Source organism: Pseudomonas sp. UBA6753, from assembly GCF_002453565.1.
In the GTDB taxonomy this organism is placed as follows: Bacteria; Pseudomonadota; Gammaproteobacteria; order Pseudomonadales; family Pseudomonadaceae; genus Aquipseudomonas; species Aquipseudomonas putida_Z.
The window spans coordinates 156,195-174,722 of record NZ_DKHD01000030.1; the positions used below are offsets into that span (position 1 = coordinate 156,195).

The following is an 18,528-nucleotide window of genomic DNA, read 5'->3' on the forward strand; positions in this document are numbered from 1 at the left end:
ATTCCCGTCGTCGGCGCATAAGCCGGCCTTTCCCCGCTATTGAACCGGAGAACACCCCATGCTCAAACGCCCTCTGGCGCTCGCCGCCGGCCTCGTGCTGTCTTGCTGTGCCGTTGTCGCCCAGGCTGCCGACACCCTGCGGGTCAGCGCCATCCCTGACGAAGCACCGACCGAACTGCAGCGCAAGTTCAAGCCTTTGGGCGAATACCTGGGCAAGCAGCTGGGCATGGACGTGAAGTTCGTGCCGGTGGCCGATTACCCGGCGGTAGTCGAATCGTTGGCTTCCAACCGCCTGGACCTGGCCTGGCTGGGGGGCTTCACCTTCGTGCAGGTGCACCTGAAGGACCCTGCCGCCACGCCGCTGGTGCAGCGTGAACAGGATGCGCAGTTCACTTCCAAGTTCATCACCGCCAACCCCGACGTGAAGAGCCTGGCCGACCTCAAGGGCAAGTCGTTTGCCTTCGGTTCCATCTCGTCTACCTCGGGCAGCCTGATGCCGCGTTACTTCATGCTCAAGCAGGACAACATCAAGCCTGAAGACTACTTCGGCCGCGTTGCCTACTCCGGCGCCCACGATGCCACCGTGGCCTGGGTGCAGGCCGGCAAGGTCGATGGCGGCGTGCTCAACGCCAGCGTGTGGCAGAAGCTGGTGGATGCCGGCAAGGTTGATACCGCCAAGGTGAAGGTGTTCGCCACCACCCCGACCTACTTCGACTACAACTGGACCGTGCGCGGCAACATGGACCCGGCGCTGAAAGAGAAGATCAAGAAAGCCTTCCTCGACCTCGACCCGGCCAACCCGGAGCACAAGGCGATCCTCGACCTGCAGGCCGCCAGCCGCTTCATCGAGACCAAACCTGAGAACTACGTGGGCACCGAACAGGCTGCACGCGAGGCCGGCCTGCTCAAGTGACATCGACAGTGGCTTCCAACGTGGCTATTCATCTGCACGGGACCGGGCTGCGCCATGGCCAGGTGCGTGCGCTTGATGCCGTGAGCCTGAGCATCGGCCAGGGCGAGCGCGTCGCCATCATCGGGCCTTCGGGCGCGGGCAAGTCCAGCTTGCTGCACCTGATGGCGACCGCCGTCCAGCCCAGCAGCGGGCGCCTGGAGCTGCTCGGCGAACAGCCCTGGGCGCTGTCCGCCAGGGCCCGCCAGCGCCTGCGTGCGCGGGTAGGCCTGGTGCACCAGGCACCGCCCTTGCCACCGCGCCAGCGGGTGGTGACGGCGGTGCTGGCCGGCCGCCTGGGGCAGTGGAGTGTGCTGCGCGGCCTGCTCAACCTGCTGTACCCCAGTGATGTGCCGGGGGCGCGCCAAGCCCTGGCCGAGCTGGGCCTGGCCGACAAACTGTTCGTGCAGTGCGGGCAATTGTCCGGTGGCCAGTTGCAGCGGGTGGGTATTGCCCGGGCGCTGTACCAGCGGCCGCAGGTGTTGCTGACCGATGAGCCGGTGTCGGCCATGGACCCGGTGCTGGCCGACCACAGCCTGGCCTTGCTCAACCGCCACGCCCAGGCCAATGGCGTGACCCTGGTGGCGAGCCTGCATGCCGTGGACCTGGCGCTGGCGCACTTCCCGCGGGTGATTGGTATCCGCGAAGGGCAGGTGGCGTTCGACTGCCCGGCGCAAGCGGTGACCGAGCAGTTGCTGGATGCGCTGTACGCCAACGAACAACTGGCTTCACCGCCAAGCCAGGGGCCGACCCTGACCGTGCAGATTCCGCGATGCTGAAGCTTGATGCCCGCGACCCGGCGCTGCTGCCGCGGTTGCTGCTGACCCTGCTGGCGGTGGCGGTTCTGTGGCCTGGCATCCGGTTGAGCGAACTGAACCCCGGGGTGCTGCTGCAGGCAGAGAACCGCCAGCAGATCGCCAGTTTCACCAGTGCCTTCTGGCCACCGGCACACGATGCCGACTTCCTTTCGCTGCTGTATGAAGCCACCCTGCAGACCCTGGCCGTGGCCACGGCCGGCATGGCGTTGGCGTTACTGCTGGCGGTCCCTGCCGGGTTGCTGGCCAGCCGTGCCCTGTCGCTACGCGCAGCCTCCCGTGGCGGTTGCGCCGGGTTATGGTCGCGGTTGCTGCGCCTGCCGGTGCGCTGGTTGCTGATTTTCCTGCGCAGTGTGCCGGAAATCGTCTGGGCGTTGCTGTTCGTGCGGGCCGTGGGGCTGGGGCCGACGGCGGGCGTACTGGCCATTGCCATCACCTACAGCGGCATGCTCGGCAAGGTCTATGCCGAGATCTTCGAGTCGGTCGACCAGCGCCCGGCGCATGCCTTGCTGCAGGCGGGTAGTGGCCGCCTGGCTGCGTTTTTCTACGGCATCCTGCCCAGTGCGGTGTCCGAAGTGGTGTCCTACACCGTGTACCGCTGGGAGTGCGCCGTACGCGCCTCGGTGGTGATGGGCTTTGTCGGTGCTGGTGGGCTGGGGCAACAGATCGACCTGTCGATGCGCATGTTCGCTGGAGCGGAAGTGGCAAGCATGCTGCTGACGTTCCTGGTCCTGGTGATGCTGGCCGACCTGCTCAGCCGCTTCCTGCGTTGGAGGCTGGCATGAACCGGGTCATCAATTGGCTGGTGTTAGGCGCCATCGTGGCTGCGGTGATGGCCTCGTTCACATACCTGGAGCTGGACTTGCAGGCGCTGGTCGGCAACGGCGGGCTGGGGCAGATGGGCGAATATGCCGGGCGTTTCCTGCACCCGGACCTGTCTGCCGGGCACCTGCGCGCGGTTGCGCACGGGGCGCTGGAAACCTTGGCCATGTCCGGCCTGGGCACCTTGTTGGCCATGCTGCTGGGCATGCTGTTGGCGCTGCCGGCCGCTGGCCGTTTCGGTTGGCCGCTGCAGGCCTGTGCGCGGTTGTTGCTGAATGCCCTGCGGGCCATCCCGGAACTGGTGTGGGCCGCGCTGACGGTGCTGGCGGCCGGGCTTGGGCCGAATGCCGGTACCCTGGCGTTGGCGCTGCACACCGCTGGCGTGCTGGGGCGGCTGTTTGCCGAGGCGCTGGAGAACGCACCGCCGGAGCCGGCGGCGGCCATCCGCTTGCAGGGCGGTAGCCAGGTGGCGGCATTCTGCTTTGGCACCTTGCCCAATCTGTGGCCGCAGTTGCTGGCCTATAGCCTGTATCGGTGGGAGAACAATATCCGCATGGCCAGCGTGCTGGGGTTTGTCGGTGCAGGTGGATTGGGGCAGATGCTGTACACCACCTTGAGCCTGTTCCAGGAGGCCCAGGCCAGCACGGTGATCATGGGGATGCTGGTGCTGGTGTTACTGGTGGACGCGTTGAGTGATGTGTTGCGCCAGCGCTATGTGCGGGCCTGATGGATAGCCGGGGCCGCGTTGCGGCCCTTTCGCCGGCAAGCCAGCTCCCACAGGTACGGTGCAAGGTCACGGGATTCCACGGCCCCTGTGGGAGCTGGCTTGCCGGCGATAGGGCCGTTGAGGTCTGGCACTAAGCCAACTCCCCACACTGCGCCTCCCGTTGCATCGACTCCAGGTTCCGCTCGATCGTCTCGCAAATGCTGTCCATCTGGATCTGATGCTCACTGAACCTGAACGGGCTCTGCAAGTCCGTCCCGATCCGCTCGATGGCCAGCAGCATGAAGCCCACCACCGTCGAAGCCAGCGGCGTGAACCAGCCCAGCGATTCCACCAGCCCCACCGGTACGATCAGGCAGAACAGGGTGATGAACAGCCGTGGAAAGTACACGTAAGGGTAGGGCAGCGGCGTATTGGCGATCCGTTCCATGCCACCTTGGGCATTGGACAGGTCCACCAGCGTCGACTCCAGCCTTGCCAGGCGAATGCTGTCCAGTCGCCCGGCCTGGTATTCCCGCGCCAGCAACGCCGCCGAACCACTCAGGATGTCGTTGGCGAAATTGTTCGAACGGTTGCGCCGCTCGAATTCCGCAGGCGGGATGAACGCCATCAGTTCATCCGGGCAGCGCTCGCCCTTCAAGTGTGCCGCCAGGCAGTTCACATAGGCGATATGCCGGCGCAGCAGGGTAGCCTTGATCGGGTTCAGGCCATCATCTGGGTCATCGATCAGGGTCAGCGCCTGCCGCGCGAAGCTGCGTGAACTGTTCACCAACGCCCCCCACAATGTGCGCGCCTCCCACCAGCGGTTGTAGGCGCTGCTGTTGCGAAAGCTCACCAGCACCACCAGCGCCGAGCCCAGCAAGGTCAACGGGATCAGTGGCAGGGTGAACTTGCTGTTGAAGAACAGCATGAAATCGATAGTGACCAGCACATCCCAGATCAGCAGCCAGAACAACGACCAGCCGATGTAGCCGACGGTCTTCACGACCAGGCGGTACTTGCGGGTGATGATGTCTTTCACGCGGGGGACCTCGAAACGCGGGTGATGCAGGATCGGACGTCGAGGCGCGGCGAAGGTTCGGATGTTGAGTGTTGCAGGTTTTTTATGACCTTGAAGAGAAAAGTCTGACCCCGTTATGGGAAATGCCTGAGTTCCCATATAAGGGGTAAGGCGACAGAGTGGGCCGCTTCAACACTTGAATGGGTGTGAAATGAGCGAAAAGTTGATCCCGTTTGATATGGCGGCCTTGTTGAGTAGTGATGAGGCCATCACTGAGTACCTTAGTCAGGTCCTCGCAGATGGCGATACCGAGGAAATAATTCGGGCACTTGGCCATATCGCTCGCGCACGGGGGAATGACGCAGATCGCCACCGAGAGTGGGTTGGGAAGGGAAAGTCTGTACAAGGCACTCAGTCCAGGCGCAAAACCACGCTTTGACACTGTGCTGAAAGTCATTCGTGCCTTGGGTGTCGACCTCCTCGTTCAGCCCCATGTAGTTCCCCGCTAGCAGAACAGGGATTTCGGAGGGCTGAACGGGGCGGTTGGTCAGCTTCATCGCAGGTCATTCCTGCGCTGGCAACAAGGCGCGGTCGGAGCGGCTGAGGCCATTGCCTCCAGTACTTGGCGAGGCCGTGAGCCAGAGGGGCTGGTCGTCTGGATGCTACTCCAGCGGGTCACTCACCGGCTTGGCAAAGATGGCCTTGAGTTCGCTGGTCATCGGGAACTCCAGGTTCAGGCCTTTAGGCGGTATCGGCTGTTCGAACCAGCGCTTGTAGATCCCGTTGATTTCCCCTGATTTGTACAGTTCGCCCAGCGATGCATTCACCAGCGCGAGGAACTGCGGGTCATCCTTGCGCACCATGCAGCTGTAGATTTCCCGCGACTGCTCTTCCCCGACCACCACCCAGTTGTGCGGATCACGGGCCTTGGCGCGTTCTCCGTAGAGCAGCGCATCGTCCATGTAGAACGCCGCCGCACGGCCGGACTGCAACATCTGGAAGGCTTCACCGTGGTCCTTGGCGCTGATCACGTACATGTCCATCTTGTTATCGACGTTGTAGCTTTTCAGATAGCGTTCGTTGGTGGTGCCGGCGGTGGTCACCACATTCTTGCCGCGCAGGCCGGCGAAACTCTTGATCCCGCTGTCTTTGGCCGTCAGCAACTGGCCTTTGACATAGATGAACCCATAGGAAAACGCCACCTGTTTCTGGCGCTCTGCGGTGACGCCGGTCGAGCCGCACTCCAGGTCAACGGTACCGTTCTGTACCAGCGGAATGCGGGTTTGCGATGTCACCAGGTTGTATTTCACCTTGAGCTGGGGCAATGCGAGCTTCTGCTGTACCCGCTCGACGATCTTGTTCGCCAGGTCTACCGAGTAGCCCATGGGTTGCCCCGAATGGTCGCCCACATAGGAGAACGGTACTGAAGCATCGCGATAGCCCAAGGTAATGCTGTTGGCTCTGGCAATCTTGCTCAGGGTAGGCCCCAGCGCTGCTTCGTCAGCATGGGCCTGGGTGGTTAGCAACAGGCCAAGGGTGCAGCCGATCAACGTGATTTTTCGCATTGTTATTCTCCGTTGTAGGTGAGGGGATCAGAGACATGCTGCAGTACGGTTACTTCCACCAGCCGCACGGGCGGTGAAACCCTGCAGGTCGATGGAGGGGCGGCGCTGGCCGATCAGTTCACTCAGCAGACGTGCGCTGGCGCAGGCCAGGGTAAATCCCAGCGCACCATGGCCAAGGTTCAGCCACAGGTTGCGATACGCCGTTGCGCCCAGCAGCGGCACGCCGCTAGGCGTGGCCGGACGCATGCCCGCCCATTCGATGGCGTAGTCGTAATTACCGGCATTGGCGAAGGTCTCGCGGGCCTGGCGCTTGAGCAAGGCCAGGCGCTTGGGGTCCAGCGACGGATCGAAACCGACAATGTCGACCATCGCCGCCACGCGCAACTGGTCACCGATCCGGGCGTAGACGATCTTGCGGTCGTAGTCGGTGATGCTCAGGTCCGGCGCCCGGTGCTGGGCGCCGATCGGTACTGTCAGGCTATAACCCTTCAGCGGATACAGCGGCAGGTCGATGCCCGGCAGTGCCAGCAACGCACTGCGATGGCCGGCCGCAACCACCAGGTGCTCCACCGGCAGCACTTCGTCGTCCAGTTCAATCGCATTCACTACGCCATGCGCATGGCGAATTCCGGACACCGCCTGGCCCAGGCGGAACTTGCAGCGTCCCGACGCCTGCAAGCGCGCCGCCAGTTGCTGGCAAAAGCTGTGGCAATCGCCGACTTCTTCATCCGGGGTATAGATGGCGCCGACAAAGGGCGCCTCCGCCAGCGCTGGGTCCAGACGGGCACAGTCGGCGTGCGACAGCACCTGTTGTTGCTGGGGGGCGGCAAGGTTCTTGCGCGCATGCTCGAAGCTGCTGGCCTTGCGGAAGGTGACCAGCTTGCCGTTGCGTCGCCAGTTGAAACCACCCAGACCGTCTTCCTCACGCCAGGCTTGCAAGGTCGACTGGCTCAGCAGTGCCAGGCGCAGCAGATGGCCGGCGTTGGCGCGGTTGACCGAGGAGCGGCAAGCCCCAAGGAATGCTGCCATCCAGCGCCACTGCGCACGATCGAAGCGCGGGCGCAATCGCAGCGGCGATTCACCGCGCAGCATCCAGCCAAGGGCCTGCAATGGCACACCTGCGTCGGCCAGGGGCGCCACGTAGCGATAGGACAGCTGGCCGCCGTTGGCGAAGCTGGTTTCACTGCCCAACGAATCGCGAGCCTCGATCAGCGTCACGTCAAAGCCGTCGCGTACCAGTGCGTAAGCGGTTGACAGGCCAATGACGCCACCGCCGATGATGCAAACATGCTGAGCCATGTCAGTCCTTGGTCGTGGTTGGAACGAGGCTGAGGTTAGGGCCAGGTGACAGGTGGCGAAAAATGAATAAAGATCGCTGAGCCATAAACAAAGGTTATGGACTTGCCATGCGCCTTCGCCATATCGAGATTTTCCAGGCCATCCGCCAGACCGGCTCGGTCAGCGGTGCCGCACAGTTGCTGCACGTTTCCCAACCTGCCGTGACCAAGGTGCTGCAGCACGCCGAGCAGCAACTGGGCTTTCCGTTGTTCCTGCGGGTGCGCGGCAAGCTGCAGCCCACGCCCGAAGCGCTGGAGCTGGAGCGTGAGGTCGACAAGGTCACGGAGAGCCTGCAAGGGGTGCGACGCCTGGCGCAAAGCCTGCGTCGCGCGCCGGGCCACAGCCTGCGGATCGGTGCGACCCCGGCACTGGCCCTGTCGCTGCTGCCGCCGGCCATTCATGAATGGACCCAGCGTTATCCGGATATCGCCTGCGAGCTGTCCAGCGCCCACAGTCGCGAACTGGTGCAGAACCTGTTGATGCGGGAGATCGATGTCGCCCTGACCCTGCAACAGCCAGATCACCCAGCGCTCAAGGCGCAGGCGCTGGCCAGCGGGGTTTTGGTGGCATTGGCACCGGCAGGTTATTGGCCGCTGGAAGATGAAGGCAAGCCGCTGCCGTTGGCGGCACTGGCCGGTGCGCCCATGATCGGGCTGTCCAGCGCCGACCCGCTGTCGGTGCGCCTCGAAAGCTACCTCAAGGCGGTGGAGCCGCCGCCACGGGTGAGCATCGCGGTGCAAACCTATTCACTGGCCAGAGCGATGGTCGAATCCGGTGCTGGGCTGGCGGTGATCGATCCCTTCACCGCCCTTGGCGCGGCGCCTGGGGCGACCGCGGTTCGTCCGCTGGCCCCGGCATTGCCGATCACCTTGTATGCGGTGACCCGCACTGCCGAACCGTCACCGCATACATTGAGCGAGCTGCTGACGATTTTCAGCAGCCGTGCCCAGGGGCAGCTGGATCGCTGGCGCTGACCGGACGGGCAAAAAAAAACGACCATAAGGTCGGTTTTTCTGAAATATGTTCAGCGGCATATAACGCCGAACCACCGTTTCTCTTGGTATCTCGACTCTGACACCTTGCACTCTGAACCTCCACTGTTCAAACCTAGCATGGGTAGAGGAATCCTGGTCCGCCTCGTTGCGTCTCGTCAAGGAAAACCAAAATCAAAACGAGTGCCTAGGATCGCTTACCCCCCTCTCGGCGGCCTGCTTTTCATCTCAATAAAGTGCGCAGGGGGAGAGAGCCATTGAACACAGCCCCTGAATATGAATCTCCAGAAAATTCACATCAGGAATGTCAAGTCGCCTCCATCGCGACCTTTGTGGCCGAGATGCGTCCGCAACTCGCTGAAATGGTCCCTTACCGTCTGTACGACGTACTCCCAGAACGCCCGATTATCGACAGTCTGCGTTACAACCTGCAGCGGCAGAAACCTGCGCATCTCTTTCTGAAAATCTCGCTGTGTCTGCTCCTGCCCCAAACTGGCCACCCGCTCCTCACCCTGCTGAAGGAATACTTCAACAGTGGTCGCATGATCACCAAGCTTTCTTTCGGCAAGTTCATAAGCGGGCGTCACCGCCCGCTGCCTGAGCCAGGCGATATCCCAAAGATCTCGATTCTTGATACGGCCCCGTCGCAGCGCAAATGCCAGCAACTTATCAACGAAGATTTCCTCAAGACTTTGCGCCTTGACGATCAATCCTTCGGTTCCCATGTCGACCCCATAAGGGTTTAACAAGGTCATCGGCCTAGGCTGGTAGGAAGGGATTGCACAGATATCTATATGGATTTTCTGCGCTGGCAGGCTTCGTGCTTCGGGACGTGTTTGCACGCGTAGCTTCCATGTGTCCACATTGCCTTCCTCCCGCGTAGGTTCGCTTACATCCACCTGTAGCCCGTACTTGTCGTTCAGGCTTGCTATGAGGTTCTCCTTCAGCGCAGCAAAATCCTCCCGTTTGAAATCCGCACCGCCCGTAAAGTCGAGGTCTTCACTGAGCCGTCGGGAGCCGTAGCAAGTCCGCAAACATGTTCCCCCAATGAAGCAGAGGTCCTGCAACAGACCTGTTTCGCTCAGGATCCGCATGATGTCGTGATGCAGCAGTTCCTTTTCCACGACCACCTGCAACGGGGCCAGGTCGGGCGTGTTGGTGAGGGCCTGCTGGACGAGCTGGTCAAACAAGTTCATTGGCTATTTCCCAATCAATCAGGTCCAGGCTGCGCTTGGCGCGTTTCATGTCTGCGAGGGCAAGGGCAGGCTTGGCGCGCCATAGTCGGCAGCGCTCGTCATAGTCAACCTGGCCCTGAAGGTCGGTGGCCTTACGCCTGGTGTGGATGAACTCAAGTGTGCCGAATGTTCCGCAACGTATGGTCTGAGTGCGTCCGGATGACATGAGGGTTAGCCAATTCAGGGGGACCTGCGAGATCACGCCGGCGTCGCTGAGGGCGGACTCCAGGCTGATGTAGTTCAGGTTGTTCGCTCGCAGGCGTGCGGCAGCGTGGTACAGGACCAGCCCTTGGTTGGGTTTGGCCGGGGTGTAGAGGTAAAGGCCACGGCAGAGTCGGATCAAGGTGCTGTCGTTGGCGGCACGGCTCAGTACGGTGCGGTAGGCACTGTCGGAGAGGTCTGGTAGCAGGGCCCGCATATCGGCGGGGGTGAACAGGTAGCGTTGCGCAGTAGCTAGCTGCTGCAGGCCCCTATGGAGGCGACGTAAGGGTTGGAGATCGCGCATGGTGGTGGTTCTACAAAAAGTCACGGTTATTGAAATAAAGTGTAGAACCATAAATTGTTCGATGCACAGAAAGTTGCACATTGTGAAACTTTCTGTTGAGTCTTTACTGATCTGCGCTCTAGTGATGGGGGGTTACTGGATCGCCTGTCAAAGCCGGTCCTTGAAATGGCAACGACAGGCCGAGACTAGGATGCGATCCAGAGCACCGCAATGGCTTGGAAGGGGCAGGGAGTATGTTTGGGAAATGGACTACGGGGAGGAGGGGAAATCTTAAAGATTTGCTGCGGAATTGAGGTGACTGTCAGAACCTTGGGGCCGCTGTGCGGTCCTTCGCGACACAAGGCCGCTCCTACAGGGAGTGGCGTCGCTTGAAGAAATCGCAGGCACAAAAAAACCGACCATAAGGTCGGTTTTTTTCGGATCTTGGTGCCCCGAGGGAGACTCGAACTCCCACTCCTTTCGAAAACGGATTTTGAATCCGCCGCGTCTACCAATTCCGCCATCAGGGCATGTGGCGCGCAGTATAGAGAGCCACCGCTGGTCGGTCAATCGGCTTTCATGGTCAATTTTCACACATTGGGCTAAACTTCCCGGCCCTGCCGAACCGAACATCATCATGCGCGTCGCCGATTTTTCCTTCGAACTCCCCGATTCCCTGATCGCCCGCCACCCACTGGCCGAGCGCCATGGCAGCCGTCTGCTGGTCCTCGATGGACCGAGCGGCGCGCTGGCGCACCGGCAATTCCCCGATCTGCTCGAGTATCTGCGCCCCGGAGACCTGATGGTGTTCAACAACACCCGGGTGATCCCGGCGCGGTTGTTCGGCCAGAAAGCTTCCGGCGGCAAGCTGGAAGTGCTGGTCGAGCGCGTGCTCGACAGCCATCGGGTGCTGGCCCATGTGCGCGCCAGCAAAGCGCCCAAGGTAGGCGCGGTCATCCTCATCGATGGCGGCGGCGAGGCCGAAATGGTCGCGCGCCATGACACGCTGTTCGAGCTGCGCTTCACCGAAGAGGTGCTGCCGCTGCTCGACCGCGTCGGCCACATGCCGCTGCCGCCCTACATCGACCGCCCGGACGAGGGTGCTGACCGTGAGCGCTACCAGACGGTGTACGCCGAACGTGCCGGTGCGGTCGCCGCGCCCACCGCAGGCCTGCACTTCGACGAGGCGCTGCTGGAAAAGATCGCCGCCAAGGGCGTCGAGCGGGCTTTCGTCACCTTGCACGTGGGCGCGGGCACCTTCCAGCCGGTGCGGGTCGACAAGATCGAAGACCACCACATGCATAAAGAGTGGCTCGAAGTGGGCCAGGATGTGGTCGATGCCATCGAGGCCTGTCGCGCCCGTGGTGGCCGAGTGGTCGCGGTCGGCACCACCAGCGTGCGTTCGCTGGAGAGCGCCGCGCGCGATGGCGTGCTCAAGGCCTTCAGCGGCGACACCGACATCTTCATCTACCCGGGCCGGCCGTTCCATGTGGTCGACGCGCTGGTCACCAATTTCCACCTGCCGGAGTCCACGCTGCTGATGCTGGTCTCGGCCTTCGCCGGCTACCCCGAGACCATGGCCGCCTACGCGGCGGCGGTCGAGCAGGGGTACCGCTTCTTCAGTTACGGTGATGCCATGTTCATCACCCGCAATCCGGCGCCACGCGGGCCCGAGGATCAAGCATGAGTCGCACCTGTCGAATGTCCTTCGAACTGCTGGCCACCGACGGCAAGGCCCGTCGTGGCCGCATCACCTTCCCACGCGGCACCGTGGAAACGCCGGCGTTCATGCCGGTGGGCACCTATGGCACGGTCAAGGGCATGCTGCCGCGCGACATCGAGGCCATCGGCGCCGAGATGATCCTGGGCAACACCTTCCACCTGTGGCTGCGCCCGGGCACCGAGGTGATCAAGAAGCACAACGGCCTGCACGACTTCATGCAGTGGAAAGGCCCGATCCTCACCGACTCCGGTGGCTTCCAGGTGTTCAGCCTGGGCGCCATGCGCAAGATCAAGGAAGAGGGCGTGACCTTCGCCTCGCCAGTCGATGGCGCCAAGGTGTTCATGGGCCCGGAAGAGTCGATGCAGGTGCAGCGTGACCTGGGCTCGGACGTGGTGATGATCTTCGACGAGTGCACCCCGTACCCGGCCGAGCACGATGTGGCGCGCGCGTCCATGGAGCTGTCGCTGCGCTGGGCCCAGCGCTCGAAGAACGCCCACGCCGACAACACCGCGGCGCTGTTCGGTATCGTCCAGGGCGGCATGTACCAGGACCTGCGCATGCGCTCGCTGGAAGGCCTGGAAAACATCGGCTTCGACGGCCTGGCCATTGGTGGCCTGTCGGTGGGCGAGCCCAAGCACGAAATGATCAAGGTGCTGGATTACCTGCCGGGCCAGATGCCTGCTGACAAACCTCGTTACCTTATGGGGGTAGGCAAACCGGAAGATCTCGTTGAGGGTGTGCGCCGCGGCGTCGACATGTTCGACTGCGTGATGCCGACGCGTAACGCGCGCAACGGTCATCTGTTCGTCGATACAGGGGTGATCAAGATCCGCAATGCGTTCCATCGCCACGATGATTCGCCGCTGGATCCGACCTGTGACTGCTACACCTGCACCAACTTCTCCCGCGCCTATCTCCATCACCTGGACAAGTGCGGCGAAATGCTGAGCAGCATGCTGAATACCATCCACAACTTGCGCCATTACCAGCGCTTGATGGCCGGTTTACGCGAGGCTATTCAACAGGGTAAATTGGCCGCCTTTGTCGACGCCTTCTACGCCAAGCGCGGGCTTCCTGTGCCGCCTTTGGACTGACTGTCCGCATCCATTATTAGAAAATTACATTAGGAGTGCCCAATGAGCTTCTTGATCCCCGCCGCATACGCGGACGCCGCAGCACCCGCCGCCGGCCCAGCCGGTACCGGCTTCGAGTGGATTTTCCTGGTCGGTTTCCTGGTCATCTTCTACCTGATGATCTGGCGCCCGCAGGCCAAGCGTGCAAAAGAGCAGAAGAACCTGCTGAGCAACTTGCAGAAGGGTGACGAAGTTGTCACCAACGGCGGCATCGCCGGCAAGATCGTCAAGGTTTCCGATGATTTCGTGGTACTGGAAGTTTCCGACAACGTCGAGCTGAAGTTCCAGAAGGGTGCCATCGCGGCCACCCTGCCAAAAGGTACGCTCAAGGCTATCTGAGTTACCGGTTTTTCTTTCCAGTCGGGGCGCGCAACGCGCCCCGCGTCTTGAACGGGCGGCGTGATGCTGAACAAATACCCTCTGTGGAAATATGCACTGATCGTGCTGGTACTGGTGGTCGGTTTCATTTATTCCGCTCCCAACCTCTACCCGGATGATCCGGCGGTACAGATCAGTGGTGCCAGCTCGGCGCTGCAGGTGAACCAGGCCGACCTCGATCGCGTCAGCAAGGCGCTGGGCGATGCCAAGATCGCCGTCAAGGGCGCTAGCCTGGGTGAGAAGGGCAGCGGGCTGATCCGCCTGACCAATCAGGAAGACCAGCTGCCAGCCAAGGATGTAGTGCGCAAGGCACTGGGCGATGATTACGTCGTGGCCCTGAACCTGGCCCAGACTACCCCGCAATGGTTGCGCAACCTGGGCGCAAGCCCGATGAAGCTGGGCCTGGACCTGTCCGGTGGTGTGCACTTCCTGCTGGAAGTGGACATGGACAAGGCCATGAACGCCCGCATGAAAGTCTACGAAGGCGAGGTCAAGACCTTGCTGCGCAAAGAGCGCGTCCGCTACCGCAGCCTGCCTCAGCAGGATGGCGGCATCATGCTGGGCTTCGCTGACGATGCTACCCGCGAACAGGCTCGTGCCCTGATCCGCAAGAATTTCAATGACTTCGACCTGACCACCACCGAGCGCAACGAGCTCGCCGTGCTGCGTCTGGCGCTGACCCAGGCGAAAGTCGCCGAGATCCGCGAATACTCGATCAAGCAGAACCTCACCACCGTCCGCAACCGGGTCAACGAGCTGGGTGTGGCCGAGCCGCTGGTACAGCGCCAGGGCGCCAACCGCATCGTGGTCGAGCTGCCAGGCGTGCAGGACACTGCCGAAGCCAAGCGTATCCTGGGTAAAACCGCCAACCTGGAGTTCCGCTTCGGCGCCGAGCCGGGCGCGTCCAAGGCCACTACCGAGGTGTTCGAGTTCCGTGAGGGCGGCCGTTCCGCCGCGGTCGAGCGCGGCCTGATCATCACCGGTGACCAGGTAACCGACGCCCAGGCCAGCTTCGACGAGCAAGGTCGCCCGCAGGTGAACATCCGCCTGGATGGCCACGGTGGCGAGCTGATGACCCGCGCTACCCGCAGCAACGTCGGCCGCAGCATGGCGGTGATCTTCATCGAGCAGAAGCCGGTCACCCGCTATGTCAAGCAGACCGTCGACGGCGTCGAGAAGGACGTTGCCGTCCAGAGCTTCCAGGAAGAGAAGAAGATCATCAGCCTGGCGACCATCCAGTCGCCGCTGGGTAGCCAGTTCCGCATCACCGGCCTGAACGGCCAGGGCGAATCGTCCGAACTGGCCCTGCTGCTGCGTGCCGGTGGCCTGGCTGCGCCGATGTACTTCGCTGAAGAACGTACCATCGGCCCAAGTCTGGGTGCCGACAACATCACCAAGGGTATCGATGCGTCGCTGTGGGGCATGCTGTTCGTCTCGCTGTTCATCATCGCCATCTACCGCGCCTTCGGTGTGATCGCCACCATTGCCCTGGCGGGCAACATGGTCCTGCTGCTGGCGCTGATGTCGCTGCTGGGTGCCACCCTGACCCTGCCGGGTATTGCCGGTATCGTGTTGACCATGGGTATGGCGGTGGACGCCAACGTGCTGATCTTCTCGCGTATCCGCGAAGAGCTGAACGCCGGCATGTCGGTGCAGCGAGCCATTCATGAAGGCTTCAACCGCGCCTACACCGCGATCATCGACGCCAACCTGACCAGCCTGCTGGTCGGCGGCATCCTGTTCGCCATGGGTACCGGCCCGGTCAAGGGCTTTGCGGTCACCATGTCCCTCGGGATTTTCACCTCGATGTTCACCGCCGTCATGGTGACCCGTGCAATGGTCAACCTGACCTGCGGCGGGCGTGACATCAAGAAGCTGTGGGTTTGAGGGAGCTGCGATGAAAACCATCAACTTCATGGGCGTGCGCAATGTCGCGTTCGCCGTTACCGTGCTCCTCACCGTGCTGGCGCTGTTCAGCTGGTGGCAGAAGGGCCTGAACTTCGGCCTGGACTTCACCGGCGGTACGCTGATCGAGCTGACCTACGAGCGCCCGGCCGACCTCAAGGCGGTGCGTGCCGAGCTGGTCAACTCCGGCTTCCACGAGGCGGTGGTGCAGAGCTTCGGCGCCACCACCGACCTGCTGGTGCGCATGCCGGGCGATGACCCGCAGCTGGGCAACAAGGTAGCTGAAGCCCTGCAGAAGGCCGGTGGCGACAACCCGGCCAAGGTCAAGCGTGTCGAGTTCGTAGGCCCGCAGGTGGGTGAGGAGCTGCGCGACCAGGGTGGCATGGGCATGCTCCTGGCACTGGGCGGCATCCTTATCTACCTGGCCTTCCGCTTCCAGTGGAAGTTCGCCGTGGGCGCGATCGTCTCGCTGATCCACGACGTGGTGGTGACCCTGGGTATCCTGTCGTTCTTCCAGATCACCTTCGACCTGACGGTGCTGGCGGCGGTACTGGCGATCATCGGCTACTCGCTGAACGACACCATCGTCGTGTTCGACCGGGTGCGCGAGAACTTCCGCGTCATGCGCAAGGCCTCGCTGATCGAGAACATCAACGTTTCCACCACCCAGACCCTGCTGCGGACCATCGCCACCTCGGTTTCTACCTTGCTGGCCATTGCCGCGCTGCTGTTCTTCGGTGGTGACAACCTGTTCGGCTTCTCGCTGGCTCTGTTCATCGGCGTCATGGCCGGTACCTATTCGTCGATCTATATCGCCAACGTGGTACTGATCTGGCTGAACCTGAGCAGTGAAGACCTGATCCCGCCGGCCAAGACCGACGGTGTGGACGACCGGCCGTAAGGCGTGCTCCACGCCGTTTGGCGGCCAAAAAGGCGCGAGTGTTGAACTCGCGCCTTTTTTTTTACTCCAAGGCTGGGAGAAGGCGGGTCGGACCCGCGGGTTATGATCAGGAGTTTCATGTGAACAAATCAATGCTTGTGGGTGCGGTACTGGGTGCTGTCGGTGTGACTGCCGGAGGTGCTGTCGCGACCTACAGCTTGGTCAACAAGGGGCCTGAGTATGCGCAGGTCACCGACGTGCAACCGATCAAACAACAGGTAAAAACCCCCCGTGAGGTCTGCAAGGACGTAGCCGTGACGCGGCAGGCGCCGGTCAAGGACCAGCACCAGATCGCCGGTACCGTGGTGGGTGCCATTGCCGGTGGCCTGCTGGGTAACCAGATTGGTGGTGGTAGCGGCAAGAAGATCGCCACCGTGGCCGGTGCGGTCGGTGGTGGTTATGCCGGTAACAAGGTGCAGGAAGGCATGCAGGAGCGTGACACCTACACCACCACGCAAACCCGCTGCAATACGGTCAACGACATCAGTGAGAAAGTGGTGGGTTACAACGTGAAGTACACCATTGGCGACAAGGTGGGGCAGGTGAAGATGGATCACGAGCCCGGGTCGACCATTCCGCTGGACAAGAATGGCAAGCTGATCCTGAGCGAAGCCGGGCAGTGATTTGTGTTGCCTGAGCCGGCCTCTTCGCGGGCTTGCCCGCTCCCACAGGTATAGCGCTGCCCTCGAGGCTGGTGCCATTTCTGTGGCGCGAAGAGGCCTGCACAGATAATGCAAAGCCACAGGCATAAAAAAAGCACCCCGAGGGGTGCTTTTTTGTTTGCCGGCAATCCGCGCTTAGCGCTTCATGTTCTCTGGCAGGTGCGGCTGGATAGCAGTCAGCACGGCCTTGAAGCACTTGATGTTGCCCGCAACGATATGGCCCTTGTCGAGGAAGTCGTGGCCACCGTTGAAATCGCTCACCAGGCCGCCCGCTTCCTGGATCAGCAGCACGCCGGCCGCCATGTCCCATTCGGACAGGCCCGACTCCCAGAAGGCGTCGAAACGGCCGGCGGCCACGTAGGCCAGGTCCAGGCTGGCGGAGCCGGCGCGGCGGATGCCGGCGGTCTGGCCAGTCAGGGCGCGGAACATGCCCAAGTAGTTGTCCAGGTCAGCCATCTGGCTGTCACGGAACGGGAAGCCGGTACCCAGCAGGGCGCCTTCCAGGCTGGTGCGCGAGCTGACACGCAGGCGGCGGCCGTTGAGCTGGGCGCCACGGCCACGGCTGGCGGTGAATTCTTCCTGGCGAACCGGGTCGACGATCACGGCGTGCTCAAGGCGGCCACGGTATTTGCAGGCGATGCTGACCGCGAAGTGCGGGATGCCACGCAGGAAGTTGGTGGTGCCATCCAGCGGGTCGATGATCCACAGGTAATCCTTGCCTTCTTCGCCGCTACCCGCGTGCAGGCCGGTTTCCTCGCCCTGGATGGAGTGGTTCGGGTAGGCCTTGCGCAGGGCGTTGACGATGCTCTGCTCGGCGGCGCGATCGACTTCGGAGACGTAGTCCTTGGCCTCTTTCTCATCGACCTTGATGCTATCCAGGCGTTCGATGGAGCGGAAAATCAGTTCACTGGCGCTGCGAGCGGCGCGCAGGGCGATATTCAGCATAGGCTGCATGGGCGGGTCACCTGGAGATGTTAAAGAAGAAAGCCGATCATTCTAGCAGAAAACTTCGGCGGCAGAAGTGTCACATTTGCTTTCATGGCGTTACGTCTGTCGGTTCTGTAAGATCGAAGGCCCTGATTCCTGCATCTGTGAGCACAACACCTTGCTGCAAAATATTCGTGTTGTTCTGGTCAATACCAGCCACCCCGGCAACATCGGCGGCGCTGCACGTGCCATGAAAAACATGGGCTTGTCGCGTCTGGTGCTGGTGCAGCCGAAAGAGTTCCCCGCCGTGGATGCCAGTGCCCGAGCCTCGGGTGCCGACGATGTGCTGGACAACGCCCAGGTGGTCGACAGCCTCGAGCAGGCGCTGGTCGGCTGCAACCTGGTGATGGGCACCAGCGCCCGCGAGCGGAGCATCCCCTGGCCGCTGATCGGCCCGCGCGAGTGCGGGGCCAAGGCGGTGGAGCATGCCAATGGTGGCGAGGAAATCGCCCTGGTGTTCGGGCGTGAACACGCCGGCCTGACCAACGAAGAACTGCAGCGATGTCACTTCCACGTGCACATTCCCTCCAACCCCGACTTCAGCTCGCTGAACCTGGCCGCCGCTGTCCAGGTGCTCTCCTACGAGGTGCGCATGGCCTGGCTGGCCGCCGGTGCAGCGCCGGGCAAGGTCGAGAAGGTTGACGCCAGCGAGCTGGCGACCATGGACGAAATGGAGCTGTTCTACGACCACCTGGAAAAGACCCTGGTCGGTATCGGCTTTCTCGACCCCGAAAAGCCCAAGCACCTGATGCCGCGCCTGCGCCGGCTGTATGGGCGGGTGGCGGTCGAACGTTCGGAAATGAGCATTTTGCGCGGCATCCTCACCGAGACCCAGAAAGTGGTCCGGGGCGAGCCGCATAAACGGAAGGACTGACA

Annotated in this window: 18 protein-coding genes, 1 tRNA gene and 1 pseudogene; 13 read left to right on the forward strand and 7 right to left on the reverse strand. The window is 62.2% G+C overall.

Going from position 1 to position 18,528, the window contains the following annotated elements; genetic code table 11:
- Nucleotides 1–58 precede the first annotated feature (58 nt).
- Genes B2790_RS11380 through phnE form a run of 4 tightly spaced genes read left to right on the forward strand, consistent with a single transcriptional unit; the run spans nucleotide 59 to nucleotide 3,313 of the window.
- Nucleotides 59–913 carry a putative selenate ABC transporter substrate-binding protein gene (locus tag B2790_RS11380; protein ID WP_286101071.1) on the forward strand — a complete coding sequence of 285 codons (855 nt, stop codon included), beginning with the start codon at nucleotides 59–61 and terminating at the stop codon, nucleotides 911–913.
- Between the two features lie 20 nt (nucleotides 914–933).
- Nucleotides 934–1,728, forward strand: a complete 795-nt coding sequence (locus B2790_RS11385; protein WP_286101072.1) for a phosphonate ABC transporter ATP-binding protein — start codon at nucleotides 934–936, stop codon at nucleotides 1,726–1,728.
- On the forward strand, nucleotides 1,722–2,549 hold the full coding sequence (locus tag B2790_RS11390) for a PhnE/PtxC family ABC transporter permease (protein WP_286918867.1): 828 nt from the start codon (nucleotides 1,722–1,724) through the stop codon (nucleotides 2,547–2,549). Before B2790_RS11385 ends, B2790_RS11390 begins: the two co-directional genes overlap by 7 nt.
- On the forward strand, nucleotides 2,546–3,313 hold the full coding sequence (gene phnE, locus B2790_RS11395; RefSeq protein ID WP_274078542.1) for a phosphonate ABC transporter, permease protein PhnE: 768 nt from the start codon (nucleotides 2,546–2,548) through the stop codon (nucleotides 3,311–3,313). Before B2790_RS11390 ends, phnE begins: the two co-directional genes overlap by 4 nt.
- Nucleotides 3,314–3,443: 130 nt before the next feature.
- Here the strand turns inward: phnE and B2790_RS11400 are convergent, their stop codons facing one another.
- Nucleotides 3,444–4,331, reverse strand: coding sequence for a bestrophin family protein (locus B2790_RS11400; RefSeq protein WP_075043821.1), 888 nt, complete (start codon nucleotides 4,329–4,331; stop codon nucleotides 3,444–3,446).
- A gap of 190 nt (nucleotides 4,332–4,521) precedes the next feature.
- On the opposite strand from B2790_RS11400, the pseudogene B2790_RS11405 reads away from it, so the two are divergent.
- Nucleotides 4,522–4,819: pseudogene (locus tag B2790_RS11405) on the forward strand (addiction module antidote protein).
- A 153-nt stretch (nucleotides 4,820–4,972) separates the two neighbouring features.
- On the opposite strand, the gene B2790_RS11410 reads toward B2790_RS11405, so the two are convergent.
- Entirely contained in the window at nucleotides 4,973–5,875 is a 903-nt protein-coding gene (locus tag B2790_RS11410; protein ID WP_286918868.1) for a transporter substrate-binding domain-containing protein, read from the reverse strand.
- A gap of 27 nt (nucleotides 5,876–5,902) precedes the next feature.
- Nucleotides 5,903–7,174, reverse strand: coding sequence for a D-amino acid dehydrogenase (locus B2790_RS11415; protein ID WP_286918869.1), 1,272 nt, complete (start codon nucleotides 7,172–7,174; stop codon nucleotides 5,903–5,905).
- A gap of 107 nt (nucleotides 7,175–7,281) precedes the next feature.
- Here B2790_RS11415 and B2790_RS11420 point away from each other — a divergent pair, with 107 nt between their 5' ends.
- Nucleotides 7,282–8,187 (forward strand): LysR family transcriptional regulator, encoded by a 906-nt coding sequence (locus B2790_RS11420; RefSeq protein WP_075043824.1) that lies wholly within the window; start codon nucleotides 7,282–7,284, stop codon nucleotides 8,185–8,187.
- Between the two features lie 311 nt (nucleotides 8,188–8,498).
- Here B2790_RS11420 and B2790_RS11425 read toward each other — a convergent pair whose 3' ends face one another.
- The 3 genes from B2790_RS11425 to B2790_RS11435 all read right to left on the reverse strand — a co-directional run bounded on the left by B2790_RS11425 (nucleotide 8,499) and on the right by B2790_RS11435 (nucleotide 10,454).
- Nucleotides 8,499–9,401, reverse strand: coding sequence for a nucleotidyl transferase AbiEii/AbiGii toxin family protein (locus B2790_RS11425; RefSeq protein WP_075043825.1), 903 nt, complete (start codon nucleotides 9,399–9,401; stop codon nucleotides 8,499–8,501).
- Nucleotides 9,388–9,945, reverse strand: a complete 558-nt coding sequence (gene abiEi, locus B2790_RS11430) for a type IV toxin-antitoxin system AbiEi family antitoxin (RefSeq protein WP_075046883.1) — start codon at nucleotides 9,943–9,945, stop codon at nucleotides 9,388–9,390. Before abiEi ends, B2790_RS11425 begins: the two co-directional genes overlap by 14 nt.
- 424 nt (nucleotides 9,946–10,369) lie before the next feature.
- Nucleotides 10,370–10,454 (reverse strand) — tRNA-Leu (locus tag B2790_RS11435).
- A gap of 107 nt (nucleotides 10,455–10,561) precedes the next feature.
- On the opposite strand from B2790_RS11435, the gene queA reads away from it, so the two are divergent.
- The 6 genes from queA to B2790_RS11465 all read left to right on the forward strand — a co-directional run bounded on the left by queA (nucleotide 10,562) and on the right by B2790_RS11465 (nucleotide 16,626).
- Nucleotides 10,562–11,611, forward strand: coding sequence for a tRNA preQ1(34) S-adenosylmethionine ribosyltransferase-isomerase QueA (gene queA, locus B2790_RS11440; protein WP_085665013.1), 1,050 nt, complete (start codon nucleotides 10,562–10,564; stop codon nucleotides 11,609–11,611).
- Nucleotides 11,612–11,625: 14 nt separating this feature from the next.
- On the forward strand, nucleotides 11,626–12,741 hold the full coding sequence (gene tgt / locus B2790_RS11445) for a tRNA guanosine(34) transglycosylase Tgt (RefSeq protein ID WP_013971009.1): 1,116 nt from the start codon (nucleotides 11,626–11,628) through the stop codon (nucleotides 12,739–12,741).
- 42 nt (nucleotides 12,742–12,783) lie between these two features.
- The gene (yajC, locus tag B2790_RS11450; protein ID WP_003259111.1) at nucleotides 12,784–13,119 is read left to right on the forward strand and encodes a preprotein translocase subunit YajC; all 336 of its coding nucleotides are present in this window, start codon (nucleotides 12,784–12,786) and stop codon (nucleotides 13,117–13,119) included.
- Nucleotides 13,120–13,182: 63 nt separating this feature from the next.
- Nucleotides 13,183–15,045 (forward strand): protein translocase subunit SecD, encoded by a 1,863-nt coding sequence (secD, locus tag B2790_RS11455; RefSeq protein ID WP_025337767.1) that lies wholly within the window; start codon nucleotides 13,183–13,185, stop codon nucleotides 15,043–15,045.
- A gap of 10 nt (nucleotides 15,046–15,055) precedes the next feature.
- The gene (gene secF, locus B2790_RS11460) at nucleotides 15,056–15,964 is read left to right on the forward strand and encodes a protein translocase subunit SecF (protein ID WP_013971011.1); all 909 of its coding nucleotides are present in this window, start codon (nucleotides 15,056–15,058) and stop codon (nucleotides 15,962–15,964) included.
- Between the two features lie 119 nt (nucleotides 15,965–16,083).
- Nucleotides 16,084–16,626: a glycine zipper 2TM domain-containing protein gene (locus B2790_RS11465; protein WP_013971012.1), complete on the forward strand. Its 543-nt coding sequence runs from the start codon at nucleotides 16,084–16,086 to the stop codon at nucleotides 16,624–16,626.
- 174 nt (nucleotides 16,627–16,800) lie between these two features.
- Here the strand turns inward: B2790_RS11465 and suhB are convergent, their stop codons facing one another.
- Nucleotides 16,801–17,619 (reverse strand): inositol-phosphate phosphatase, encoded by an 819-nt coding sequence (gene suhB, locus B2790_RS11470; RefSeq protein WP_025337769.1) that lies wholly within the window; start codon nucleotides 17,617–17,619, stop codon nucleotides 16,801–16,803.
- Nucleotides 17,620–17,770: 151 nt separating this feature from the next.
- Here suhB and trmJ point away from each other — a divergent pair, with 151 nt between their 5' ends.
- A complete protein-coding gene (gene trmJ, locus B2790_RS11475; RefSeq protein WP_031325634.1) occupies nucleotides 17,771–18,526 on the forward strand; it encodes a tRNA (cytosine(32)/uridine(32)-2'-O)-methyltransferase TrmJ in 756 nt (251 codons plus the stop codon).
- The last annotated feature ends 2 nt before the right edge of the window (nucleotides 18,527–18,528 follow it).

What these genes read in the sequence shown, in the direction of transcription:
- secD (WP_025337767.1), top strand. Translation starts at nt 13,183, where the DNA reads ATGCTGAACAAATACCCTCTGTGGAAATATGCACTGATCGTGCTGGTA.
- B2790_RS11410 (WP_286918868.1), bottom strand. Translation starts at nt 5,875, where the DNA reads ATGCGAAAAATCACGTTGATCGGCTGCACCCTTGGCCTGTTGCTAACC.
- phnE (WP_274078542.1), top strand. Translation starts at nt 2,546, where the DNA reads ATGAACCGGGTCATCAATTGGCTGGTGTTAGGCGCCATCGTGGCTGCG.
- B2790_RS11425 (WP_075043825.1), bottom strand. Translation starts at nt 9,401, where the DNA reads ATGAACTTGTTTGACCAGCTCGTCCAGCAGGCCCTCACCAACACGCCC.
- B2790_RS11380 (WP_286101071.1), top strand. Translation starts at nt 59, where the DNA reads ATGCTCAAACGCCCTCTGGCGCTCGCCGCCGGCCTCGTGCTGTCTTGC.
- B2790_RS11420 (WP_075043824.1), top strand. Translation starts at nt 7,282, where the DNA reads ATGCGCCTTCGCCATATCGAGATTTTCCAGGCCATCCGCCAGACCGGC.
- abiEi (WP_075046883.1), bottom strand. Translation starts at nt 9,945, where the DNA reads ATGCGCGATCTCCAACCCTTACGTCGCCTCCATAGGGGCCTGCAGCAG.
- B2790_RS11415 (WP_286918869.1), bottom strand. Translation starts at nt 7,174, where the DNA reads ATGGCTCAGCATGTTTGCATCATCGGCGGTGGCGTCATTGGCCTGTCA.
- secF (WP_013971011.1), top strand. Translation starts at nt 15,056, where the DNA reads ATGAAAACCATCAACTTCATGGGCGTGCGCAATGTCGCGTTCGCCGTT.
- queA (WP_085665013.1), top strand. Translation starts at nt 10,562, where the DNA reads ATGCGCGTCGCCGATTTTTCCTTCGAACTCCCCGATTCCCTGATCGCC.
- B2790_RS11390 (WP_286918867.1), top strand. Translation starts at nt 1,722, where the DNA reads ATGCTGAAGCTTGATGCCCGCGACCCGGCGCTGCTGCCGCGGTTGCTG.
- tgt (WP_013971009.1), top strand. Translation starts at nt 11,626, where the DNA reads ATGTCCTTCGAACTGCTGGCCACCGACGGCAAGGCCCGTCGTGGCCGC.
- suhB (WP_025337769.1), bottom strand. Translation starts at nt 17,619, where the DNA reads ATGCAGCCTATGCTGAATATCGCCCTGCGCGCCGCTCGCAGCGCCAGT.
- yajC (WP_003259111.1), top strand. Translation starts at nt 12,784, where the DNA reads ATGAGCTTCTTGATCCCCGCCGCATACGCGGACGCCGCAGCACCCGCC.